This is a genomic window from Francisella philomiragia (assembly GCF_018135955.1).
Classification (GTDB): Bacteria; Pseudomonadota; Gammaproteobacteria; order Francisellales; family Francisellaceae; genus Francisella; species Francisella philomiragia.
Genome location: NZ_CP063138.1, coordinates 417,823 through 443,161, shown reverse-complemented (window position 1 = coordinate 443,161; position 25,339 = coordinate 417,823). Strand labels below are relative to the sequence as shown.

Genomic DNA, 25,339 nt, shown 5'->3' with positions numbered 1-25,339 from the left:
TAAGATGTCTGATAATTTTAAAGCTCCTCTTAATACTGAGACTAAGTTTTTATTTTCTACTTCTGGTAGTAACTCATCTATATCAAGACATAATACTGCTATACAGAAGCTAGGCTTAAATCTTTGTTATTTTACATTTTCTGGTGATATAACTGCCAAGACTTATACTGATGCTATTAAAGCACCCTTTGTCAATGGTGGTACAGTAACGGCTCACAATGGTCTAAAATCAAAAGTAATACCATTTTTAGATTACATAGAGCCTTTAGCTAAAGAGACTTTAGCTGTAAATACAATTATCAATAAAGATGGCAAACTTTATGGTTACAATACAGACTGTCATGGTTTACAAACAGCTCTTAAAAAAGGTATCAAAGCATCAAACAAAACTATCAAAACCGCAGTAATATACGGTAATGGTGGCGTATCTGGAGTTGCTTTTAAAGTTCTACAAGACTTAGGTATCAAAGTAACTATAGTCGGTAGAAGTGCCGAAAAAGTAGCTCAAAAAAGAAAAGAACTAGGTATAGAAAACATCCCTCACTTTGAAGGTCCTTATGACCTAGTAGTAGATGCTACACCAATATCATCATCACCAGAGCTAGAGCAAAATACCCAATTTATAGATTTAGTTAAAAATGCAAAAATTGTATTTTGTCACGCTATGCCTGAAAAAGATAATAAAAAAAATTATCTACTCGAGTATTGTAATAAAAATGATATTTTCTATATATCTGGTGAAGATATGTATATTAACCAGCTCATTAAACAATATATGATCTACTTTGAAAATCTCAATCAAAAGAAAATCACTGAAGAGGATATAATAAAAGCTTGGAATTTATAATTCTGCTATTTAATATCTTTAATAATATCCAACCAATTAGAATAAAAAGTCTTTCTATTATTTTGCCATGAATAATTAATATTATTTTGGCTGTCATAGTAGTTATATGGCTTATCTATATTATCGGTAGTTGTTTTATCCCTTAAATACTCTGCTTCTAGGGTATCTTGAGTATATTCCAGGTGATTAAACATATAGGTAATATCATACTTTTTATCTGCTAAACAATCTAAGCCGTCTATTGCAGATGCTAGGATAACGTCTGTATATTCCAATACTTTCTGATCTGTAATTTTTGTTTGTCGAGATATACAAGCTTTAAGTTCACCATCTATACCTTTTAGCAGTGGATGATCGTGCTTAATAGGCTTATGCCCATATACACCAAATAACTTCTTTTCTAGACATTGTTTGTTTATACCATATAGATAATTTAGACCAGCCTGAGCAGCCCAGCAAACTAACATCACAGATAATTTATACTCAAGACTTTTTGAAATTATCTCACAAACTTCTGGATAGAAATCAACGCTCTCAAACTCTAATAACTCAACTGGAGCCCCTGTGATAATAATTCCATCTAAATCAGCAAAATCATAATCCTGCCAATTAGCATAATTTTCTTGTAAGTAATTCTCACTAACTCTAGTACTAGGACGTACTAATGAATGAAAAAACACTAACTCAACAATTGTAGAATTATTATGAGAAAGTACATCTGCCCAGTGCTTTTCAGTTTCTTTGACAGTTGGCATCAAGTTTACAATAGCAACTTTTAATCTTTTGATACTAGAGCTATTCTTGATACTAATTTCAGTTTGATAATTAAGCTGTAAGTCTCTAAAAAACTCAAATGACTTTTTTGCATTGATCGTCATACTGCACCTCCGAATAATCCAAAGCCTGCTTTAAATCCTCTATTAGATCATTAGCATCTTCTAAGCCTATTGATAATCTTACCAAACCATCAGATACTCCTGATTGTATACGCTCTTGCTCTGTTAATTGCGAATGTGTGGTTGAAGCTGGATGTATAATCAAGCTTCTAGCATCACCGATATTAGCACAGTGTGTGAATAGCTTTGTTTGCTCGACCAAATTCTTACCAGCCTCAAATCCTTCATTTAACTCTATGGTTAGCAATCCAGCGACACCTTTTGGAAAATATTTATTAGCCAAAAGATTATATGGAGAGTTAACAAGACCAGCATAATTAACTTTTTTAATCTTTGGATGAGCATTTAAAAATTTTGCTACTTTTTCAGCATTTTTGATATGCTTGTCTAACCTTGCTCCCAATGTTTCTAGACCTTGTATAGCCAAAAAAGCAGTATGTGGACTAAGAGTAGCACCTATATCTCGCAAACCAACTGCAAGCCCCCTAACGGTAAAAGCCAACTTGCCAAAAGTTTCATGAAATGAAATATTATTATAGGATCTATCAGGTTTTGCTAATAAAGGAAATTTATCATTAGCTGACCAATCAAAAGTTCCTCCATCAACAACTGCACCACCTACTATAGAGCCATTGCCACTTAAATATTTTGTCAAAGAATAAGAGACAATATCTGCGCCATGTTCTAATGGATTTAATAAATAAGGTGTTGCAACAGTATTATCAACTATCAACGGAATACCAGCTTCATGAGCAATTTTTGCAAGTGCTTTGATATCGGCAATAACTCCGGAAGGATTAGATTGAGACTCTATAAATAGTGCTTTGGTGTTCTCTTGGATAGCATTTTTGACCTCATCTAATTTGTTTATATCAACTAGAGTTGACTGCCAACCAAATTGCCTTGGAAATGTATGTGTCAGTTGTGTTACTGAACCACCATACAAATATTTAGAAGCAACTATATGATCGCCACTTTGAAGTAGATTTAAGAAGATCAAAAGTTGTGCTGCATGCCCTGACGAGCAGGCAAATCCTCCAGCAGCACCATGAAGATTAGCTAGCCTAGAAGCATACTCATCTACTGTTGGGTTAGTTAATCGTGAATATATACTACCAAACTCTTTTAATGCAAAAAGATTTGCAGCATGCTCTGTACTTTCAAATACAAAACTAGAAGTTTGATGTATAGGTGTTTGTACCGACCCACTCTTTTCTGGTATAGAGCGATGTACGGCTAATGTTTCTAAAGAATATTTACTCATAGTTTTCTCCTACTTATAAAACTCTTTAGCTTGGGAGAAATCTGAGAGGGAAAGATGGAATGATCCACAAAACACCTTTTAGCAGATTATTTTTCGTGTCCGCAAGCTGAGTTATCAAATCAACACGTTTATAAGACTATGCTTATAATTCATATGGAATTAAGTCCATATCTTTCAGCATATTACTTAGAATTATCTTTGTCAAATGATTATTTAACAAAATTTTAAAAAATTACTATCACTTATCTCTTGTGACAGGCCTAACTCCTAACTCTGACAATATATAGTTATATAATGCCCTATGCACTTGATAGGTTGGATGAACATGATCCCAAAACGCATAATCTTGAGGATTATCACACATACTACCAGCATACCCTGCATCTATAACACTTTGCATTGATGGCTGATCTAATAGATCATTCATTTTGACTTTAGAGTCTGTTTTAGCATTAGCCTCTAAGCTATTGTATGCATTATCAATATTAGATTTCTCAGACAAAAAATATCCTCCCAACCAACAAGAGTCTTTGATATGATCCAAGCTTATAGTTGCATTATATTTTTTATTAAAGCTCTTAGTATTATTTACCATTTCATCAAATACTGTAGCAATATCTATAAACTTCATTTTATGCTTATCTGCATACTCTCTTAAAATTTTGTTATGCTGTTTGTATATTTTTTTGAGAACTTTCTCATTACTTAGTGATTTAGACTCTCCTGTGATACTCAGATCAGGTAATCCAACAACAATTGTCTGTTTTGCAGATACTTTTTCAATAGCATTGATGATACCATCTGTCACTTGTTTGACTGCTCCATCAATATCCGTCATCTCTGGATTAGTAGTGAGGTAATCATTACCTCCGACAAAGAATATTGCCAAATTATCTTTTATATCATCATTAGCTTCTAGATTTAGATATAAGCCTACTTGATCATCTAAGACATACGGAGTGCTATTATCAGCCCATTCTGGAAACACTATAACCGAACTACCACCTACTGCATAGTTACTCACTGGAATGTTATTCAAATAAAGCCTATTTGCAAACTGTTCTGACCATACCTCACCATTAGAAAACATCCCTCTATAATATGGTGTCGATTTTGGTAAGAGTTGTAATGAATATTTATACAAATTACCCTTATCACTTAAGCTATCGCCAAATATCATTATTCTTTTGACACCAAATAATAGACTATCAAATATATCTAGCTCTTGATGACATGCAGAAACTGTAAAAGTTGGTGTTATTAAACTACCATTTATCAATGTTTTAAGGTTCACTGAATAGTTAGTCCAATAGTATTCATAACCCTCATTACGAAATTGATGATTTATTTCCATATTACCTTTTGGATCTTTAAATAAAGCTCGATTGGCACCTTTTTGACCAAAATAAAAAAAGCCATTTGATAACTCGTATTCTACAGAACCTAATGAATCTTTAGATTTAAAGCCAATATCATAATATGAAGTTGTTGAATCCATAAAATTATCATTTGATAACTCTTTAGTCATATAGTATTGATGTGGTTTTAGTGTCTTTATAAAAGTTGATTTGTTATTTTTATCTTTGATAGTAAATACTACATCTGTACTACAGTTATTCTCGAGCATTAGTTTGGTATGAGCATATCCAAAAGAATAATTTATAGATAAAGAGGCCAATAAAAGAATACTAGATATTTTTAAGAAAATGTTACGCATCTAATAGTTACTATTGATTAGAATATAACAAAAATTATACACTAGTGAATCTAAAAACTTTAGCTCTAAAAATACACCCACAAAAATATTAAAATTGTCATATCAGCAAGTGAATGAGTAATGATAGGAGCAAGTAGTCCTTTTACTTTATATCTCATCAAACCTAGAGCACAAGCATAGACAAAAGTCATCGCAAAACCTATTAACCCGTTAGGGAACCCTCCCGCGTAATGAAATCCAGCAAATAAAAATGCTTGTAAAAATATTGCTACTGAAATATTAAAAACTTTAGTCAATTCAGTTTGGATAATTCCTCTAAAAACAACCTCTTCAACAATTGCATTTAACAGTGCTCCAATAGGTATTAGTATTAGAATCATAATAGTACTAAGCTTTGCAAGCTCTTGAGAAGTTGCTTCTCCGATTCCAGTTAATTCACTTGTTGATATCCCCCAAACTACCAAGCTGATTGAGGCTACTACAGATACAAGCGCTACTGCTAACCAGATTCTAATATCTTTTATTTCCCCAAAATTAAATAGCTCAAAAATCTGCTTTTTGTATACTAGTACAGATATTAATAGTGTGAGTAATAATGTTGCAAGCATTGGATTTTGATAAAGAGGTATTATCAAATAAATTGGCAAGGTTGATAAAAATAAAAATAGATTTGAATTGAAAATCTTCTTATCAAAAATCATACTTGTTATAAGCGATAAAGCTGCACATAGTACTGCAAGATTACTAGATAACTCACTCTGAAAATAAAAAGACAAAGTTATAAAAATTATATTTATTACAAATATAATTTTGACTAGATTAAGATTTATAGACATATATATATTTTTTTGATAAATCTACAAGGATTATAAAGAAATTTGTACTAATTCCAATGCGAATTAATGCAAACAACTAGTGATTTAATATATAGCTAGAATCAGATACCACGTAGATAAGTATCTGCACATTAGCGATTAGCATTTACTAAAGACAATGAATTAAAAATAGAATTGTCCGAGTTCAATACAATTGGACGAGTTTTCTATTTTTTCATTGGCTTAAAATGCGGTAGCGCAGTGCTAGGCAATTTTGCATACTTTTTTTGCCATGCAAAAAGTATGTCGTTATAGCTTACGAAGTAAGCAACGAAAAACAAAGCTTCATGCTTTAGTTTAGATAATATTTTTACTTAGGCTGCCAAACGATATCAAGCTCTTTAGCTGCTTTGACATCATCAAGACGACGCGCTGGTAAATTATACGGAGCGCCTTTTAGATACTGAGGATCTTTCTTAGCAATATCTCTGATTTCTACCATTGCTTGGATAAACTTCTCCATACTATCAACATTTTCAGTTTCAGTAGGTTCTATCAATAAACATTCTGGTACTAATAGCGGGAAATACATAGTAGGAGCATGCACCCCTCTATCTATCAAGCACTTAGCAAAATCAGTAGCTGTCACACCATAATTCTGAAATTCAGGTTTCAAAGTTACGATGAATTCATGAGAAGCTCTTCTATCAGGATAAGCGATCGTAAAGCCTTCTTCTTTTAAACGAGCCATCATATAGTTCGCATTTAGAGTCGCTATTTCAGATGCTTCTGTTAGACCATTACCACCAAGCATCACACCATAGATATAAGCTCTAATTAATACACCAATATTACCATTAAATGCTGATAATCTACCGATAGTATTTGGTACATCTTTTTCTTCTAGCCATACAAATTTATCATCTTTTTTACCAACCATTGGCACTGGTAAAAACTCTTTTAGCTTGTCATTAACAGCTACAGGACCAGCACCTGGACCACCACCACCATGAGGAGTAGCAAAAGTCTTATGCAAATTCATATGAAGAACATCAAAGCCCATATCACCAGGACGCGCTTTACCCATGATTGCATTTAGGTTTGCGCCATCATAGTATAGCAGACCTCCAGCTTCATGAACTTTTTTAGCTATCACAGCGATATTTCTTTCAAACACACCAACAGTTGATGGATTAGTAAGCATGATACCAGCTGTCTTTGGGCCAAGTACCTTATCTAGAGCTTCGATATCAATATCACCGTCCTTCTTGGTAGGTATCTCAATAACTTTTAGACCACAAACTTTTGCAGTAGCTGGGTTAGTACCATGAGCAGCATCTGGCACGATGATTTCATCACGCTCAAAATCACCACGCTTGTGATGATATGCTTTGATCATAGCTACACCTGCAAACTCACCTTGAGCACCCGCCATAGGAGCTAGTGATACACCTGTCATACCAGTTAGTTCTTTGATTAAGTCTTGTAAATCATATAGACATTCAAGAGTACCTTGTACACTTTGAGCACTTGCGTAAGGATGTCTTTCTAAAAATCCAGCTAATGAAGCATACTTATGCGCAGCTCGCGGATTGTATTTCATAGTACAAGAACCTAACGGATAGAAATTTGTATCTATACAAAAATTTTTGCGTGATAGTTGTGTATAGTGTCTAACAACATCTAGCTCAGCTTGCTCTGGAAGTATTGGTTTTTTAGAACGAAGCATATTTGCAGGGATATTTGAAACATCTCCTTTTTTGCTAGGCATTACAGATGGCGAGTTTTTACCTCTAGTTTTTTCAAAAATAACCATTTAAATTAACCTCCTATCCTAGCTAAAACTTTTTTAGTAGCTTCTATATACTCTTTGATATCTTCAGATGTATGAATCTCTGTAGCACAAACCATAATAGAGTTAGCTAAATCACTATGATACTCGCCTAAGAAGTAACCTGCATCTATACCTTCTTTTTCCATTTCTGTGACAAAGATTTCGGCATTTACAGGTAAATCGATCACCACTTCATTAAAGAATACATTATTAAATCTAGCATTTACTCCATCTAGTTTAGATAATTCATTTGCTAGTTTAGTAGTATTCTCATGAGATATACTCGCGACTCTTTCTAAACCTTCTGCACCTAATAAGCTCATATAAATAGTTGCAGCTGTAACCATTAAGCCCTGGTTAGTACAGATATTTGAAGTAGCTTTTGCACGACGGATATGCTGCTCTCTAGCTTGTAGCGTCAAGCAAAAACCTTCATTACCATCTAAGTCAACTGTTCTACCAACTATACGACCTGGCATTTGACGTATATGAGCCATCTTACAAGTCATAAAACCAAAATATGGTCCTCCAGAAGCTAAAGGCACACCCATAGGTTGACCCTCACCACATACTATATCAGCACCATTTTCACCCCATTCTGCAGGTGATTTCAATATAGCAAGTGACATAGGATTAGTCACAGCAATTACTAAAGCGCCATACTTATGTGCCCAATTTGTAATCCCATCAACATCTGCAAGTTGACCTAAGAAATTAGGACTTTGGATAACTACAGCTGCGTAATCATTATTCGCAAAATCTTCTAACTTAGTAATATCTGTCTTACCATTTTTAGAATCAAGATTAACAATATCAAACTCTATACCTTGATGCTTTGTTATAGTTTCTAATACTCTCAAATAAGTTGGATGCAAAGCTTCAGCAATCAAAATCTTTTGGGATTTAGCTTTTTTGTTTGAGCGAATAGCCATAAGTACAGACTCTGCCAAAGCAGTTGCTCCATCATACATAGAAGCATTTGAGGCGTCCATACCTGTTAAGCCAGCCATCATAGTTTGGAACTCATATATAACCTGTAAGCCACCTTGAGAGGCCTCTGCTTGATATGGTGTATATGCTGTATAAAACTCTCCTCGAGCTACAATATCCCATATTGCAGCCGGTATATGGTGACTATATGCTCCGGCTCCTATAAAGTTTGTATTATGATGATTTTTATTAGCTCTTTTTCTCATTTGATTTGCTAATTGAATCTCATTGATTCCATCTTTAATCTTAAGAGTATCTGCTCTTAACTGGGCTGGAATTTCATCAAATAACTGATCTATAGAGCTTGCGCCTATAGTACCAAGCATTTTTTCTATCTGCTCAGGTTTATGTGGAATAAAAGACATATTTCCTCCATGTCTTCGTATATAGAATTTTATAAAGGACTAAATAGAAACTCTGAAAGTCTATAATTAGTCTTCAAGAGTTTTTGCATAAGCATCCGCAGATAGTAGATCCGCAAGTTGGGATTCATCAGAAATTTTAAGTTTAAATAACCATCCATCTCTATATGGTGCATGGTTTACTTGAGAAGGATCATCACTTAGAGATTCATTCACATCAATAACCTCACCATCAAGAGGAGCATACACATCAGAAGCTGCTTTCACAGATTCAACAACACAAGTATCATCACCAGCTGAGAATTCTTCTCCAATTTCTGGTAACTCAACATATACTAAATCACCTAACAAAGACTGCGCATGTTCAGTAATACCTACAGTAACCTCATCACCATCTACTTTCACCCATTCATGAGATTTTGTGTATTTTAATTCATTAGGAATATTTGACATTTTTATACCTCCGTATTGACTACGATTAATTATTGTTGTGAAAATATTTATTTTTTAAATCAAAGATTGCCCATTCTTGACAAACTTTGCCTTAACTAATTCTACTTCTAATTCTTTACCGCGTATATTAACGATCGGGTTAGCACCTTCTTTAGGCACATAAGCTAATGCTATTGCAACTTTAAGAGTAGGTGAAAAACTACCACTTGTTATATAGCCTTTTTCGCCATTATCAAAATCAATCTCTTGGCCAGCTCTAAGCACGCCTTTTGACTTTAGAACAACTCCTGTCCACTTAGTAGTTATACCATGTGATTTTTTTGCAAGATATGCTTTTTTACCAATAAAATCTCTATTCTCATCAGATAAATCAACACTCCAACCAAGCCCTCTCTCTAGAGGAGTTGTAGTTGTATTCATATCTGATCCATATAGGTGCATCCCTGCCTCTAAGCGCAAAGTATCTCGAGCACCCAAACCTGCTGGCTCAGCACCATTTTCTAATAAATTATCCCAAAAATCTGCTACTTGATCTGATGGCAGCATTATTTCAAAACCATCTTCACCAGTATAACCAGTACGAGCAAACATCCATGTACTAAAAAACTTAAATGTAAAAGGCTTTAGCTTAGCTATTTCTTCTGCGACATCTGTAGTTACAGTATGCTTAACAATTTCTACAGCTTTTGGACCTTGTACAGCAACTATCGCTAGGTTTTTTTGTGGTGTTATCTTAACATCTAAATCTTGAGAATTTTCTCTGAACCATGCCACATCTGACTCTCTATTGCCAGCATTGACAACTATTCTGAAATTCTCTGAATCAATCTTATATGTAATAAGATCATCGACAATACCCGCCTCATGATTTAGCATACAGCCATACTGTGCTTTGCCTGCTTCTAGCTTAGCAACATCATTAGCCAAGATATGACGCAAAAATTTCTCGGCATCTTTACCTTGAATATCAACAGCTAGCATATGTGATACATCAAAGACACCACAGTTCTCTCTAACATTATTGTGCTCTTGAATTTGTGAACCATAGTTAATTGGCATTGACCATCCAGAGAAGTCTACCATTTTAGCATTTGCTGCTAAGTGCGATTCATAAAGAGGAGTTTTAAGCATTTTTTTCACCTAAAATTAGACTCGATAAGCAACACTATACATTTTTTTTTAGCTGATTATAAGCGTTTTATTTCAAAAAAATTTAATATTAATCATCAATTACTTTGATATATAATTTGCCATCTTTTGCCCTCTCAGGACCATGTATATCTGTATCAAATCCTGGCAACATTGAGCCTATCTTTTCTAGCATCAATAAGAAATCTAATATTACCTTAGATTCCTCTGTTACTTTTTCGCCTGGGAATATCACTGGAATACCTGGTGGATATGGTAATATCATCACAGCTGAAGTCTGCTCATACAGCTCTGCTAGCGGGACTTTTTTGACCTTACCTTTTAGTAGTTTTTGAAAAGCCCTATGAGGATTAAGTTGTTGTTCAGGTAACACATTAAAGGCATGGTACATAAGATTAGGAAGATTAGCTTCTTTCATATACTGGTGTAATCTTTCACTAACTTCTTGGATTCTCATATCTTCATAGAACTTAGGGTCTTGAGCATATAATGTCGGTAGCATCTTCTCAACCAATGTATTCTCATCATACATTTGTTTGAATTTATTAAGTACTGATATTAGCCTTACTGATTTTGCCTTTGTAGTGCCTAAACTAAAGATAAATAACAATGAATAAGGCCCAGATTTCTCAACCACGATATCATGCTCATCTAAAAACTTAGCCACTATATCCGCTGGCACCCCCCAATCTTGGACATTATTATCTTTTATACCAGGAGTTAAGATTGTTATCTTAATAGGATCTAGTGAAAGAAAATCTCCATCTATATTTTTAAATCCATGCCATTTATCAGCATTTCTTAGTAGCCAAGCCTCTTTATTAGAAATATTATCAGGTTGCCAAACATCAAAGAACCAATCACCAGCTTCTGATCTAAGCTTAACTAGCTCTCGTCTAAAATCTATCGCCAGATTGATAGTTTTGTCAATAAGATTATAGCCCTGCTCGCCCTCCATCATTGCTGCTGCTGTCTCAACACTAGCAACTATTGGATAAAAAGGAGATGTTGAAGTATGCATCATATATGCTTCATTCAAAACTTCATCGTTATAATCACCTTTTATGTGTAACATTGATGACTGGCTGAAAGCTGCTAGAAGCTTGTGAGTAGATTGTGTCTCAAAAATTATATGCTCTGGCTTTGGTTCAATCTGCATTGCAGACTTATGTTTATAGATTGGATGAAATATCGCATAAGGTATCCAAGCACTATCAAAATGTAATTTTTTAACATCTAGTTCATGATGAATAGTATCGGTATTATAGAGAATACCATCATAAGTTGAATTTGTGACAACAGCATATTCAGGCCATTTATCTGCAATGCTGCTATTATCAATTTTTTCTTGAATAGTTTGGCGCTGAAATTCTTTTTTAGGTATGCCTCCAATTATGCCATAAGCATTTCTTGTTGGTTTTAGATATATTGGATTAACATCTACCATCATCATTAGATGTGTAACTGATTTATGGCAATTTCTATCTACAAGAATTGTATCGCCATCAGCAACACTATACATACCGACTATCTTATTAGCTGTTGATGTCCCATTGGTCACAATCAACGATCTATCAGCTTGGAAAACTTTTGCAATATACTCTTCTGCATCTTTGTGAGCTTCCGAATGATCTAATAAACTTCCTAGCTCTTTCATTGAAATAGACAAGTCAGTCTTAAAAACATTCTCACCATAAAAGTCATAAAATAAAGCACCTACTGCCGAACGCTGAAAGCCATACCCTCCCTGATGTCCTGGTGTACAGAAAGATGAGTTAAAAGATTTGGAATATTTAAACAACTCATAAGTTAAAGGTGGCAAAATATCATTGAAGTAGTTTGTAATAGTTCTATGAATAAAATCCGAATCCTCGCCAGCTAAAGCATCATACTGTAAGAAGTTAATATTCAAGTTAAAATCACGTAAATTGAGTTTGATACTTTGGTTATAATCAGAAACCACAAATACTGGTAACTTAGTGTTAAGATGCGCAATATTGTGGAATGCTTCAATACTAAAACTAGTTCTATCAAGAACGATACAACATATTCTTGAATTATCCTCAAGAATCTCTACAACCTCAGATAAATCATCTACTGTTAAAGTATGATATTCATAACTTTGTAGATCTTTTTCAATCTTTAGCAAGAATTTTTCTTTATATGATTTTAAAGTGTCTTTATATACAAATACAATTGTCTTCATTAGCTTTACCACTTATGGACTACATACTTATGCAGTATACTAAAAGTGAATCAGATAAAAATATTTTTTGCTAATGAAAATCAATAAATAATGATTTAGTTGGTATGTTCAACTAATTCTAATTCACCATCAACCAATCTATAGATTTTATTCATACGACCAGCTAGTTTCTCATCATGTGTAACAATTACAAAACTAGTTCCAAAATCATCACTAAGCTGCTGCATCAAAGCAAATATACTTTCAGATCTTTGGCTATCTAAGTTTCCTGTAGGCTCATCTGCTAAGATACAGTTAGGATTGGTAACCAATGCTCTAGCAATAGCAACTCTTTGACGCTCACCACCAGAAAGCTCGGCAGGTTTATGATCTGCTCGATGCTCTAAACCAACTTTTGTTAGAATTTCATTAGCAAGCTTTATTGACTCTTTTTTAGTATATTTTTTCGTAATAGCTAATGGAATCATTACATTCTCAATAGCTGTAAACTCTGGCAACAAGTGATGTAACTGATAGATAAAGCCCAAATGCTTATTTCGCATCTTTGCACGCTTATTGACAGATTGATTATCAAATCTCTCGCCCATAAGCATTACTTCACCTGAGCTACATTTATCTAGTCCACCCAAAACATTTAGCAATGTTGTCTTACCTGATCCTGATAGACCCAATATAGCAACCTTCTCTCCTTTATTAATTTCAAGGTTTACATTTTTTAGTATAGCTATATCTGTCTTGAATTCTGTGTAACTTTTTGAGACATTCTTACAACTTAAAACTATATTACTCATATCTAAGCGCCTCCACTGGTTGAACCTTAGAAGCACTCCAAGCTGGATAAAGTGTAGCTAGGAAACTTAAAAACATAGATACTAAAGTAACCTTAAATACATCAGACCACATAAGCTCCGATGGAATATAATTAATTAGATACACGCTAGCACTCAAGAATTGTCTCCCTGTAACATGCTGAATGAAATTAACAATCTCTGTGGCATAAGTCGATAGTAAAATCCCCAATAGAACTCCTATAACCGTACCAATTAAACCAATTATAAACCCTTGGTAGATAAACACAGTTATAATTTGTCTTGATGACATCCCCATAGTTCTAAGGATTGCAATATCACTTCGCTTATCAGTCACAACCATCACTAAAGATGACAATAGATTAAATATAGCAACCGTAATTATTAGCAATAGGATAAAGAACATCATTGTCTTTTCCATTTTTAAAGCATCAAAGAAAGATTTATTTTCATCAGTCCAATCGCGAGTGAAATAATATGGAGCGATAGCACCATCATTAAGCTTATTTTTCACAAGTGGTGCATCATAGATATTTTTTAGACCTAATTGAAGAGATGATACTGAATTACCAGTTTCAAATACTTTTTGGGCATTTTTGATATTAATCATCGCATAATAAGCATCATATTGATAACTTACTGAGAATATACCAGATACCGTAAACTGTTTAATCCTAGGAATCATTCCAGCTGGTGTTAAGCTTATTTTAGGAACTATTAAAGTAACCTTATCTCCCACGCTAACACCTAAGCTATTTGCTAAAGCACTACCTAGAACAATATTATAGCCCTCATTATCATCTAGTGATGATAACTTACCTTCTATGATATGATCGCCAATTGGTAACACCTTAGTTTGATATTTTGGTTCTATACCTTGTATCTGTACAAAAGCCGTCGTGCTACCGCCATTATTTGCACTTAACAATCCTTGAGACTCCACGATAGGAGCTGCTGCTGTAACACTTGGAGCACTTTTCTCAACTTCTTTTGCTAATTTTGGCCAGTCAGTAACTTGCCCACCCATCTGATATACTTTCAAAGGTGGAACCATCATCAAAATTCTATTTTTGATTTGCTGGTCAAAACCATTCATCACAGACATTACTGTAATTAATACAGCAACTCCCAAAGATATACCCAAAAAAGATATAGCAGAAATAATAGATATAAACCGATTACGCTTCTTAGCACGAATATATCTTAACCCTATAAAAAGAGGAAGACTTTTAAACATTTAAGCTTTGTTTTGCAAATAAAATTACCATGTATAATAACATATTAAGGGACTAAAAACATTTCAAATAACCATAGCCAAATTTATCAAAAAATTTTTCCTAGTATCAATTTTTGATTAACCTTGTTAATTTTTACTAATTGTTGAAATATTTATATTGCTATATTATATGCCTCATTGACAAAAAGACATGTAAGTGAATAGATATGAGAAAAAATTTTAGATCTCAATTTTGTGCTTTACCAATATATTTAGGTGGACTAACTATAGCTTACATAATAACAGCATCGATAATAACTAATTTGTTGTTCTAAATATAGCTGGCTTAGTTAGATTTTGATTTAGAAAGGTTTATGTTGATCCTCCCCCACACAAATAGGACACATAAAACTATATAACGAGTCTATACATAACTAACTTAAAGACTAACTTCCGCCAGCTGTATTTAAACTTCTTCGAAAAAAGTAAATATTCTAAATGACAAGATCAAGATGAAAAATTGAAAAAAGGTTTGACGATTACCTACTTTCACCTGGGCATTGCCAGACTATCATCGGCGTGAGACCGTTTCACTTCTGAGTTCGGAATGGGATCAGGTGGTTCCAGACTGCTATTATCGTCAATAGCCACATATGATACTCTCATTAATTATTATGTCAACTATATATTCAAAAGTTTTGTCAAAAAACAAACATCTCTAAATATCATTACCAATAATATAATCATCTATAATTAATGGTATTTCATAACCACAATCTTCATAAGGTTTGATTTCTTCGCTCGCAAATTTTGATTGAAGCTCTTCGATATCCATATACTCAGTCTCAAAATCAACATACACAGAACCAAGTAGATGATTGAACTCATGTTGAAATATTACCGCAGCTATAGAGTCTAACTTACCTGTGATTTTCTTACCATGTTGGTTATATGCTTCATACTCAATCTCTTTATATGTCGCAAGCTTACCTCTTTTTTCCCCTAAAGCACTTAGACAACCATGCCAAAAACTAACTCGTTTCTCAGATGCTTTTGTAATTTTAGGATTTATAAAAACTTGAAAAGGAACACTATCAAAACTTAATGGATATCTTGCATTAGAACTATCAAACTCTATCATAAATATTTGATAAGGATAGCCAATTTGATTAGCTGCAAGTCCTATACCATTGCCTTGCATTTTTTGATACATTTCAGCGATGATATTTTGTGTTTCAGAACTTTGAATATCTGTTACAGGTTTACACCTTTGATATAACACTTCATTATTTGAGTCATTGTATTGTATAAATTGTGATTCCATAAATACTACTTTTCCTAGCTTTATTTAACTACAGATACCAAAGGATTACCATACTTTTTAAGATACACTTTAGCTATCTCTTGTGATCCTAAATAATTTAGGTGATGACTATCCATATATACTGGTATACCATTTAAGGAAGTCTTACAGTAGTGGCTATTACACAAGACTTTTTTAGGATCTATCAATACTAGTTGAGGATACTTAGCTTTAAGTTTATACATTAACTCCTCAAACTCTTCTTGCTGATCTTGCACATATTTCAATCGAAGCTCACAATGATGAGGATCAAATAGTAAAATGAACTTAGTAGTTGAAACAATACAATAGTTATTAAAACCTTTTGGTAGTTTTGGAGTATCCAATATCACCACAGGAACCGCATTATTCTCAATTATTAGCTTTATTGATTCTTCGATACCTGATATATAAGGCTCATTATTTTTCTCAGACCAATCACCACCCAAAACAACATATTTAAAAGACTGCTTTCTTATTAAGTCTTTCAACGCATTGTTTCTATCGATCATTGATACTCCTAATTCTGTATTAGGAAGATTTTCTATAAAAGGAGTACTTCTTTGAGATACTAAGTAGGCACTTTTATGAATATTTGATAACCACACGCCTAACATTGGAAACTCTGCACGAGCGTGAGAATCACCAATAAATAGTATATTTGTATCTTTATCTTGTGAAGCATCGCCTATTAAACATTTACTTTCCGGAGGTAACATTTTTGATGTAAACTCTGATGATGCATTTTGTAAAAAACACTTGTTCTCATCTACTCTCTCAAAACCATAAATGCCATTTAATTTACGAAGATCTACAATTGGTGGTGGAATATTAACAGCAAAGTTTTTGATATATTTAGTACATAAGGCAAATGAAGACGCTAAAAATATTGGAAGTATCCACAATACAACCAATGTTTTAGAAAATGACATCTTAAACTTGTATCTAAAAGGTTTCTCTACTAAGAAATAAGTCAGTGTAGCTAAGCCAAAACTAGCGATAAGAATAATAGCCTTGATAAAGTAAGTACTATCAATACTCAGGTAATTGACATAAGCAATTATCGGCCAATGCCATAAATATAATGAATATGATATTAAGCCAATTGCAACCAATGGTTTAAGTGAGAAAACTCTGTGTATGAAAGAGACATTATTATTCAAGCCTACATATATAAATAAAGTTGCCCCAAGACAAGCTTCTATCATACCCAAACCTGGATAAAATACTTTTACAAAGAGTATAGGTACTAGCATCAATACAACAGATATTAATCCTAAAATATTTGCGGTCAACTTACTTAGAGTAATTTCTTTGTTAACTGAATATATCGCCAAAAAACAGCCAAACAATAACTCAAATGCTCTTGTAACTGGAAAGTAGTAATACTCTGAGCCATTTAAAAATATCAAAGAAACCAATGACAAAATGGTCAAAATTATACAACCATACAATAGTTTATGATGTATAGACATCTCAACTCGGTTTTTTAGCTTAACAGGAATACTAAAAGCAGCTATTAAAAATAATGGCCAAAAAATATAAAACTGCTCTTCAATCCCTAGAGACCAAGTATGTAATAGAGGTATCAATTCAGAGTCGGTACTAAAGTAGCCAAAACTTAGTGAACTAAAGAAATATAAATTTGAAAATGATCCCAAAGCACTAACTAACGACTTAGAATAATCTCTTAAATCTTGAGGTAATAAAATTAACCATGCAAAAATTGTCGAAAATATAAGCACCACAATTAATGCAGGCAAAATACGCCTCATTCTTCTTAGGTAAAAGTTTTTGATAGAAAAAGTTTTATTTTCTAGATCACGAATAATAATACTAGTTATTAGAAATCCTGAAATAACAAAAAATATATCAACCCCAAGAAAGCCTGATTTAACCCAACTAATATCTAAATGGAATAACACTACAGCTAACACCGCCAGTGCTCTAAGACCATCTATATGCTTATAATACTTCATTATAAAAATCTACTTTTAATCTTGCTAGTAAGTATAGTACAAAAATCCAATCAAAGTAATAACTTTGAACCAATCCATTTGAAGAGAATTTTGCATTTTAGGACAAATTTACAATAGTCTATAAGACTATATTATAACAGTAGGTAGCATCTAATAAGCTTAACCGCTTTGTGAATTTTTATTCAAGAAAATAATAAAAATCTCACTTTCATGATAAAAAAGTTCCAAACGAGATGTTTTTAAACTATCATATATGAATAATTATTCAAAATAATGAAATATGAAGCGGTTTATAGGTGTATTTTTAATTATTGGTTCAACTATAGGTGGTGGCATCATAGGTTTACCTATAGCTGCTGTTAACTTAGGATTTGTGGGAAGCTTATTGGCAATATGTTTAGTATGGTTAATAATGACATTTACAGGATTATGTATATTAAAAATATCTTATAACCTCCCAGTTAAGCACAATACATATTTCTCGCTATCTACCAAATTCTTAAACTTTAAAGGAGCTAAGGTTACTGTTTTTGGAGGTTATCTATTAATACTATATTTAACACTGACCACTTACATATCTGGCATTAGCTCATCCGTAAGCTTATACTTTGCACAAAACAGTAATTTAAGTTACTTATTATCTGGTGTAATTCTAGTATTTATACTAGGTGGAATTACAACTTATAACTCTAGAATTATAATCAAGAGTAATGTTATATTTGTCGTAGCTAAACTCTCTCTTATTGTCATAGCTATATTTCTAATTTTTTATTCTACAAGCAAAATTACTCTTAGCATTGATAACTATCCTATTCAATCAATAGGAGCATTTTCATTCTTATTTGTATTATTTAATGCTTTTGGTTATCACTTTATTATCCCAAGTTTAGTAAAGTTTTATGATAATCGTATTTCTTTTAAATCTTTTGTTTTCTTGCTTATCTTTAGTACAACAGTCATAGCGCTGATTTATATAGCATGGATTTTGGCAATATTCTTTACAATACCAGCAGAAGGTAGTCAGGGAATGATGAGTATTTATAATAGTAAAAATCAGCTTATAGCTTTTAATAATAGTATTAGCTTTTTTACTCAGTCATACACTATCAGCAATATGTTAAGCACTTTTCAATTAATATCTATGATAGGCTCTTTCTGTTGTATCTCAATAGGTGTAATCGATGCGCTAAAAGATGCTTTTGGACAAAATGCTTACCTTAAAGTCTTAATCTGCACTTATTTGCCACCACTAGTTTTAATGAGCCTTTCTCAAAATATGTTTTTAATTGCTATGTCATTAGCTGGAATATTAACTTTCTATATTGAGGTTTTTGTGCCGATTTTAGGTGTTAGAAATTATTATAAAGTGTCTAATAAGATAAAGAATAAATCTTTATTTAGTCATCAATATTCAAAGGCTTTTAGTTAGATTTTGAATAATCATTATTCGCTAAGATTTTTCAACTTCTAAAGTCTTTTGAAGTTTTTCTTTCAAAGACTTAATAAAATCTTTATAACTAACATTATCTGCTAAATGTAAATCTATTGTTGATATTTGTAGATTAAAGCCTATATCTTTCGAACTAAGCTGATTATTAAAAAACCTTTCAAACTGTGGATATAAGCTATCTAAGTACATACCTAATTTTAGATTTATCAATCCCCAGCTCATCACATACAATTGATATTACAGAAACTATGCCTTTTGCTGATAAATTTGCTTCAAAATAAATATTATCACTGACTTTCTTATTTTTTCTTAATACATCTGGGCAAGTAGATATGTATTTAAAACTTTCATCTTCTACCTTGCTAGCAAGATGTTTTAAATTTTCTGGTTTTTTAGAATACATATATTCCATAAACTTCTCTAAGAATTGGATCCATGAATCACAATTATACTCTTCATTATATAAAAAAATCTTTTGAATTTTTCTACTTGTTACATCAACATCATCATTTAATGATACTTCTTCCGTTTCAGTAACACGTACAATTTCAGGATAAAAATACATTTTTTCTACAAATGAAAATAGCCAATCAACATGCTTACTTACTGATTCTTTACCCCAACTGTTAATATCGTAAAAGTATCGATTTATAAACAGACTACTTTCCTCATAGATATTTTTCTTTTCAATAAAAGTTTTATTTGACAGCTCTTGATTGTATCCTGTTAATGTCAAGTTTCCAAATGTGTGAAGATATGATTTGTATATTTCTTCATAATTCTTTCCATCCAGATTATATAATTCTCCCTGCCACTTTGGTGTTAACTTTTGGGGGGCTATGTGTTCAAGTGTTAATTTATCTATTCCAACCAATTCCTTATTATTGATTTTTTCTATCTTATATAGAATACTTTTTGCTAGATTTTTATTGATATTGTAGATATCTTTATTTGCAAACTCTTTTCTAAACTCCTCATTGTTAGGGAATTTTTTACTAAGTAGTTGTTTTTCAATATCATCATATAAAAACTGAACATCATAGTCCTTATTAGACATTGATGCAAAAATTTTATTTAAAGCACTCGTAGGATAAGAGCATATATTCCTCCTTATCAAATAACTAACTATAAGTTTTAATACTTTTATAACAATATCAAGCTCAATATCACCATCTTCATAATATGAAAAGATTTTTAATAATAGCGGATAGACAACCGTATTATTCAGGACATTAATTATAGTATAAAGCTCTTCAGTAACCATATTACTATTAGGAAATTCAACATCTAAGAAATACTTGTATATACATGCATAATAAACAAGCTTTTTTAGTATCTCTTCAACACTATAATCTAGACAATATTTTTTAAACTCAATATAAACATCTTTCTTGTTTGGAGTAGTGCCACTCTCCATTGTTAAATAATCTCTAATAAAATCAGAGATATTTTCACTCGACAATAATGTTTCAATTTTATGCCAATATGTCTCAAACAAATATGTTTGCTCTTTATAGTTCTTATCCATTAAAATATAATTTCTTATTAAGTCAGCTTGAGTTAAGCCTAATCCAGTAGAGTTAATACTCTCAAAAATCGACTGAGGATCGTCCAATTTCCTGTCCAAAATAATCTCAACAACATATACCTTTCTCAATGCTGCTAAGTATTTAGAAGGATCAATTTTTCTCTCTTTTATTTCTTGTTTCAAAAACTTAAAATTACATGCAATTTTACTATTAACATTAAATCTTAGTGAGTTTTCTTTTATTAGTTTAGAAAAAACTAAGTTATCATCCTTAATTGGCTTAAGCTTAAGCTTCTCTTCCTTAGATCTTATATTGTACAAATAATCATCTTTTATCTGCTCTTTTATGTAATCATCTTCTGATAAGTCATATAACGCTTTTAGAAATAGATGCGTGGTAGTAATTCTCTGTTGTCCATCAATAATAACAAACTCATCAAAACCTGTATTTATATATTCTTCAGTATCACCTTTGATATATACAATACTACCCATAAAGTAGTCAGAAAGGTTATTTACAATCACTTTTTCTAAAGAATTAATATAATCTAAACACTGTTTATCATTCCAATCATAATTTCTTTGATATACAGGAATATTGAAAGTCGCCTTTTTAGCTAACACCTCTAAGAATTTTACTGCTCGAGCTTCCATAATACAGTCAATTTATTACATATACATAATACCTTATTTAAGCAAAACAAAAAGTCTAAGTAAATAGTAATCTAATCATAGCTCAAACTATCTTTAAGCTAGACGGCTATTGATGCTATAATTTTAGGTTCTACGATCAAGCCATAGAATGACTTTATATGTTTTAAATCCCACTCAAACTAACAGTAGTACCCTCAGCTATTAATCTACTAATATCATTAACAAACTCATACACCGAGAATGGCTTTCGAAAATATTCAAACTTAGCATCAACATCATCTAGAGATACTTTTATTTCTAAGACATTTTCTCTTTGAATATCAGTAGTAGCTATATTTTTCTTGAGGTTATCTAATACTTTTTTTAGGTTTGTAGGGTTTACATTTTGACTTCTAAGATTCAGCTCAACTTTACTAAAATTCTCATCAATATACTGTGATATCGGTTGTACCTTATCAACACTTAGCTTATTGCACTCTCTTTGATTATCACGGCTAACTTTACCCTCTACTACAACCACATCATCAACTTGGATATTATCCTTAACTGCAGCAAATACATCTTCACCAACTAGACAATCTGCTCTATCAAATTCATCATCAATATTAATAATATACAGAACTCTACCAGTCTTAGTTTTTCGTCTAGCTGGTGGTGTTATCATACTTGCGATTATTCTGACTGAATTACCATCCATATTTGGCTTTTGGATTTTCTCAAGATCACTAAAGCTAACATGATTACGCCAATGACTTTCACCATCAATAATATGCCCTGAGAAATACATTCCTAATGCTTTTTTTTCATTAATCAAAAGCTCTCTAAGATTCCACTCCTCTACAATACATTCTCTTTCAAGCTCTGTATCAGTATCACTCTCTTGTTCTGTGAAACCGAATAAATCATTTTGCCCAGCAGCAGCCATTTCATTCACATAACCAGCGTTTTTGATAGCTTTTTCGATAGAGTTAAAAGCTGTTGCTCTATTTTTAGATATATCCTTGATAGCTCCTGCAAAACATAGTGCTTCGAGTGCTTTTTTATTAACCTTACGCAAGTCCACTCTACGAGTTAAGTCAAAAATAGAACTAAACTCCCCTGAAGCTTCTCGCTCATTAAGTACACTCTTGATAGCCTCACCACCAAGACCTTTGATAGCACCTAGACCCAATAAAATCGTTCCTTTTGAAGCTGCAATACAATCATAGACACTCTTATTTACATTTGGTGCTAAGACTGTTATACCCATATTCTTAGCATCTAAAATAAATTTAACCAACTGATCTGTATTGCCCATATCCCCTGACATCAGAGCAGCCATATATTCATCTGGATAATGTGCTTTTAACCAAGCAGTTTGATAAGCAATCAACGCGTAGGCCGCAGCATGAGATTTGTTGAAACCATAACCAGCAAAAGCTTCCATTTGGTCAAATATCTCATCAGCAAGTCCAGCTTCGATATTATGATATTTAGCGGCACCCTCTTTGAAGATTTTACGCTGTTGCTCCATCTCTTCTGGCTTTTTCTTACCCATTGCGCGACGCAATAAATCTGCTCCGCCTAAAGTATAACCAGCTAGCTTCTGCGCCATTTGCATTACCTGCTCTTGATAAACTGGTATACCATAAGTCTCTCTAAGCACTTCTTCTAGTAATGGATGTAAATAGATAGTTTGCTTTCTACCATGTTTGCGATCTACGAATGTTGGGATATTCTCCATCGGACCAGGACGATATAGTGCTACTAAGGCGATAATCTCCTCAAAATTTGATGTGCCAAGATCTTTGACAATCTGTTGCATACCTTGTGACTCTAGCTGAAATATACCGATAGTTTTACCAGCTTGAAGCAGTTTAAATGTTTTCTCATCATCAAGAGGAATATCAGAAATATCTAGAGGCGTTTCATTAGCTGATCTCTTAGCATTGATGCTTGCAATAGCATTTTTGATAATTGTTAAGTTTTTCAGTCCCAAGAAATCAAACTTAACAAGACCAACATCTTCAACATCGCCCTTATCAAATTGGGTAACTATATCTCCACCTTTATCTTCACAATATACAGGAGCAAAATCTGATATCACAGTTGGCGATATCACAATACCCGCAGCATGCTTACCCAAGCTTCGTGGTAGACCTTCTAATTTTTGAGCTTTTTCAACAATCTCAGCAACTTCTTCATCTGCCTGCATTTCATCATATAGAGGTTCACCTTCATGCAAGATTTTTTTAAATGTAGTACCTGGTGTTTCTGGTATTAGCTTAGCAATCCTATCTCCAAAACCAAAACTCTGCCCCATCACACGCACTACATCTCGCACCACACCTTTAGCAGCCATAGTGCCATAGGTGATAATTTGCCCAACACTTTGCTTACCATATTTTTGCTCTACATATTTGATAACTCTATCTCTACCTTGGATACAGAAATCAATATCAAAATCAGGCATCGACACCCTTTCAGGATTTAGAAATCTCTCAAAGAGTAAACCATACGGTAAAGGATCAATATCAGTAATAAGCAATGAATAAGCTACTAATGAACCAGCACCAGAACCACGCCCTGGACCTACTGGGATATCATTCTCTTTTGACCATCTAATAAAATCCTCAACTATCAAGAAATAACCAGGAAAGCCCATATCGCAGATAATATCGATCTCGCGTTGCAGTCTATCTTTGTAAACTTTTATAATATGCTCATGCTTATCAGCTGGTCTGTTTTCTAGAATTTTTGCTAAACGTTTATCTAAACCTTGATAGCATAGCTTTGAAAAGTACCCTCTCTCTGTTAAACCATCTGGAATATCAACCGTTGGCAAACATGGTTTACCCAAATCAAATGTTACATTACAGCGTTTTGCTATTGCTAAAGTATTCTCTAACAATACTGGTAACTCTGAGAAAGTTTGATACATTTCATCAGCTGACTTTAGATACTGTTCTCTTGTGAATTTAGATTTACGCGATTCATCAAGGATTGTTGTTTTTTCATTGATACAAGCTCTGATTTCATGGATGTCATAATCATCTGACTCCATAAACACTGTCAAATTTGTCGCTACTGCTATGAGATTGTGTTTACTCGCAAATTCAAGTGCTTTCTCGTTATATAAGCCCTCATTTTCATACTTAAGTTTGTGAATTTCAATAATATAATTATCTCTACCAAAAATTGCGATATTTTCACTAATAATTTCTTCGGTCTTGATATTATCTTTAGCTAAAATAGCTTTACCTAGCTCGCCATTCTGACCACCATTTAAACAGATAACATTTGCCAAATTTATATCTTTTAGCCAGTCTTTGGGTATTAATGGTATTGAACCAAACCTATCAGCCTCTTGATATGCTTTTGAAACTAGATTAACTATATTTTGATAACCTTGATTATTTTCTGCTAATAGTACTAAATCACATACACCAAATTCTGTATCAATCTTTAGCTCTACGCCAAAGATAGGCTTAATCCCATTTGATAAAGCTTGCTTGTAAAACTTAACTGCAGCAAATAAGTTACACACATCGGTTAATGCTACCGCGACAATACTTTTATCTTTTGCTCGAGCAAAAAGATCTCCTAAACGAACTGTACTATCAACAACAGAATATCCTGTATGGACACGAAGATGAGAAAACATTTTAGTCACTTACTATTTATAAACTTAGCTACAAATATTACTATAAATAACATTTAAAATCATACCTCTTTGCTATAATGACTTAGTTAATACGCATACTTTATAGCAATTGCTAAGTCTAAAAATAAATTGCATAGCATTTTTCATTAATCTAAAATCACTTAGTTACCTATCTTATTAAGTTT

18 protein-coding genes, 1 rRNA gene and 1 riboswitch are annotated in these 25,339 nt (G+C 32.8%); of the genes, 2 read left to right on the top strand and 17 right to left on the bottom strand.

All coding sequences use genetic code 11. The features are described from left to right. Window positions 1-4: 4 nt before the first annotated feature. Window positions 5-847: a shikimate dehydrogenase family protein gene (locus IMS64_RS02255; RefSeq protein WP_211490771.1), complete on the top strand. Its 843-nt coding sequence runs from the start codon at window positions 5-7 to the stop codon at window positions 845-847. Window positions 848-852: 5 nt separating this feature from the next. Here the strand turns inward: IMS64_RS02255 and IMS64_RS02250 are convergent, their stop codons facing one another. The 14 genes from IMS64_RS02250 to IMS64_RS02185 form a co-directional block, all read right to left on the bottom strand. Continuing rightward, window positions 853-1,725 (bottom strand): homoserine O-acetyltransferase/O-succinyltransferase family protein, encoded by an 873-nt coding sequence (locus tag IMS64_RS02250; RefSeq protein WP_211490770.1) that lies wholly within the window; start codon window positions 1,723-1,725, stop codon window positions 853-855. After that, on the bottom strand, window positions 1,697-3,007 hold the full coding sequence (locus IMS64_RS02245; RefSeq protein WP_012279832.1) for an O-acetylhomoserine aminocarboxypropyltransferase/cysteine synthase family protein: 1,311 nt from the start codon (window positions 3,005-3,007) through the stop codon (window positions 1,697-1,699). Before IMS64_RS02245 ends, IMS64_RS02250 begins: the two co-directional genes overlap by 29 nt. A 58-nt stretch (window positions 3,008-3,065) precedes the next feature. Continuing rightward, window positions 3,066-3,143: riboswitch (SAM riboswitch) on the bottom strand. A 102-nt stretch (window positions 3,144-3,245) separates the two neighbouring features. Further along, on the bottom strand, window positions 3,246-4,724 hold the full coding sequence (locus IMS64_RS02240; protein WP_211490769.1) for an SGNH/GDSL hydrolase family protein: 1,479 nt from the start codon (window positions 4,722-4,724) through the stop codon (window positions 3,246-3,248). Between the two features lie 65 nt (window positions 4,725-4,789). Beyond that, window positions 4,790-5,560 carry a CPBP family intramembrane glutamic endopeptidase gene (locus IMS64_RS02235; protein WP_211490768.1) on the bottom strand — a complete coding sequence of 257 codons (771 nt, stop codon included), beginning with the start codon at window positions 5,558-5,560 and terminating at the stop codon, window positions 4,790-4,792. Window positions 5,561-5,909: 349 nt separating this feature from the next. After that, window positions 5,910-7,355: an aminomethyl-transferring glycine dehydrogenase subunit GcvPB gene (gene gcvPB / locus IMS64_RS02230; protein ID WP_211490767.1), complete on the bottom strand. Its 1,446-nt coding sequence runs from the start codon at window positions 7,353-7,355 to the stop codon at window positions 5,910-5,912. Window positions 7,356-7,360: 5 nt separating this feature from the next. Then, on the bottom strand, window positions 7,361-8,728 hold the full coding sequence (gene gcvPA / locus IMS64_RS02225; protein WP_211490766.1) for an aminomethyl-transferring glycine dehydrogenase subunit GcvPA: 1,368 nt from the start codon (window positions 8,726-8,728) through the stop codon (window positions 7,361-7,363). Window positions 8,729-8,794: 66 nt separating this feature from the next. Beyond that, window positions 8,795-9,178, bottom strand: coding sequence for a glycine cleavage system protein GcvH (gene gcvH / locus IMS64_RS02220; RefSeq protein ID WP_004288239.1), 384 nt, complete (start codon window positions 9,176-9,178; stop codon window positions 8,795-8,797). Window positions 9,179-9,232: 54 nt separating this feature from the next. Beyond that, a complete protein-coding gene (gene gcvT, locus IMS64_RS02215; RefSeq protein WP_211490765.1) occupies window positions 9,233-10,309 on the bottom strand; it encodes a glycine cleavage system aminomethyltransferase GcvT in 1,077 nt (358 codons plus the stop codon). Window positions 10,310-10,397: 88 nt separating this feature from the next. Further along, window positions 10,398-12,533, bottom strand: coding sequence for a lysine decarboxylase LdcC (locus IMS64_RS02210; RefSeq protein ID WP_200162436.1), 2,136 nt, complete (start codon window positions 12,531-12,533; stop codon window positions 10,398-10,400). 95 nt (window positions 12,534-12,628) lie between these two features. Next, entirely contained in the window at window positions 12,629-13,324 is a 696-nt protein-coding gene (lolD, locus tag IMS64_RS02205; RefSeq protein WP_200147903.1) for a lipoprotein-releasing ABC transporter ATP-binding protein LolD, read from the bottom strand. Beyond that, window positions 13,317-14,579, bottom strand: coding sequence for a lipoprotein-releasing ABC transporter permease subunit (locus tag IMS64_RS02200; RefSeq protein ID WP_211490764.1), 1,263 nt, complete (start codon window positions 14,577-14,579; stop codon window positions 13,317-13,319). The genes lolD and IMS64_RS02200 overlap by 8 nt, the downstream gene beginning before the upstream one ends. A gap of 509 nt (window positions 14,580-15,088) precedes the next feature. Then, a 5S ribosomal RNA gene (gene rrf / locus IMS64_RS02195) occupies window positions 15,089-15,203 on the bottom strand. A gap of 73 nt (window positions 15,204-15,276) precedes the next feature. Then, window positions 15,277-15,882 (bottom strand): peptide deformylase, encoded by a 606-nt coding sequence (locus IMS64_RS02190; protein WP_211490763.1) that lies wholly within the window; start codon window positions 15,880-15,882, stop codon window positions 15,277-15,279. A gap of 20 nt (window positions 15,883-15,902) precedes the next feature. Next, a complete protein-coding gene (locus IMS64_RS02185; RefSeq protein WP_088820934.1) occupies window positions 15,903-17,879 on the bottom strand; it encodes an acyltransferase family protein in 1,977 nt (658 codons plus the stop codon). Window positions 17,880-18,159: 280 nt separating this feature from the next. Between IMS64_RS02185 and IMS64_RS02180 the strand changes: the two genes are divergently transcribed. Next, window positions 18,160-19,308 carry an aromatic amino acid transport family protein gene (locus IMS64_RS02180; protein ID WP_211490762.1) on the top strand — a complete coding sequence of 383 codons (1,149 nt, stop codon included), beginning with the start codon at window positions 18,160-18,162 and terminating at the stop codon, window positions 19,306-19,308. A 21-nt stretch (window positions 19,309-19,329) separates the two neighbouring features. Here IMS64_RS02180 and IMS64_RS02175 read toward each other — a convergent pair whose 3' ends face one another. The 3 genes from IMS64_RS02175 to dnaE all read right to left on the bottom strand — a co-directional run bounded on the left by IMS64_RS02175 (window position 19,330) and on the right by dnaE (window position 25,154). After that, window positions 19,330-19,518, bottom strand: a complete 189-nt coding sequence (locus IMS64_RS02175; protein WP_211490761.1) for a hypothetical protein — start codon at window positions 19,516-19,518, stop codon at window positions 19,330-19,332. After that, complete coding sequence (locus tag IMS64_RS02170; protein WP_211490760.1) at window positions 19,505-21,511, bottom strand: DUF262 domain-containing protein; 2,007 nt, start codon at window positions 21,509-21,511, stop codon at window positions 19,505-19,507. The genes IMS64_RS02175 and IMS64_RS02170 overlap by 14 nt, the downstream gene beginning before the upstream one ends. Window positions 21,512-21,674: 163 nt before the next feature. Continuing rightward, on the bottom strand, window positions 21,675-25,154 hold the full coding sequence (gene dnaE / locus IMS64_RS02165) for a DNA polymerase III subunit alpha (protein ID WP_211490759.1): 3,480 nt from the start codon (window positions 25,152-25,154) through the stop codon (window positions 21,675-21,677). Between the last annotated feature and the right edge of the window lie 185 nt (window positions 25,155-25,339).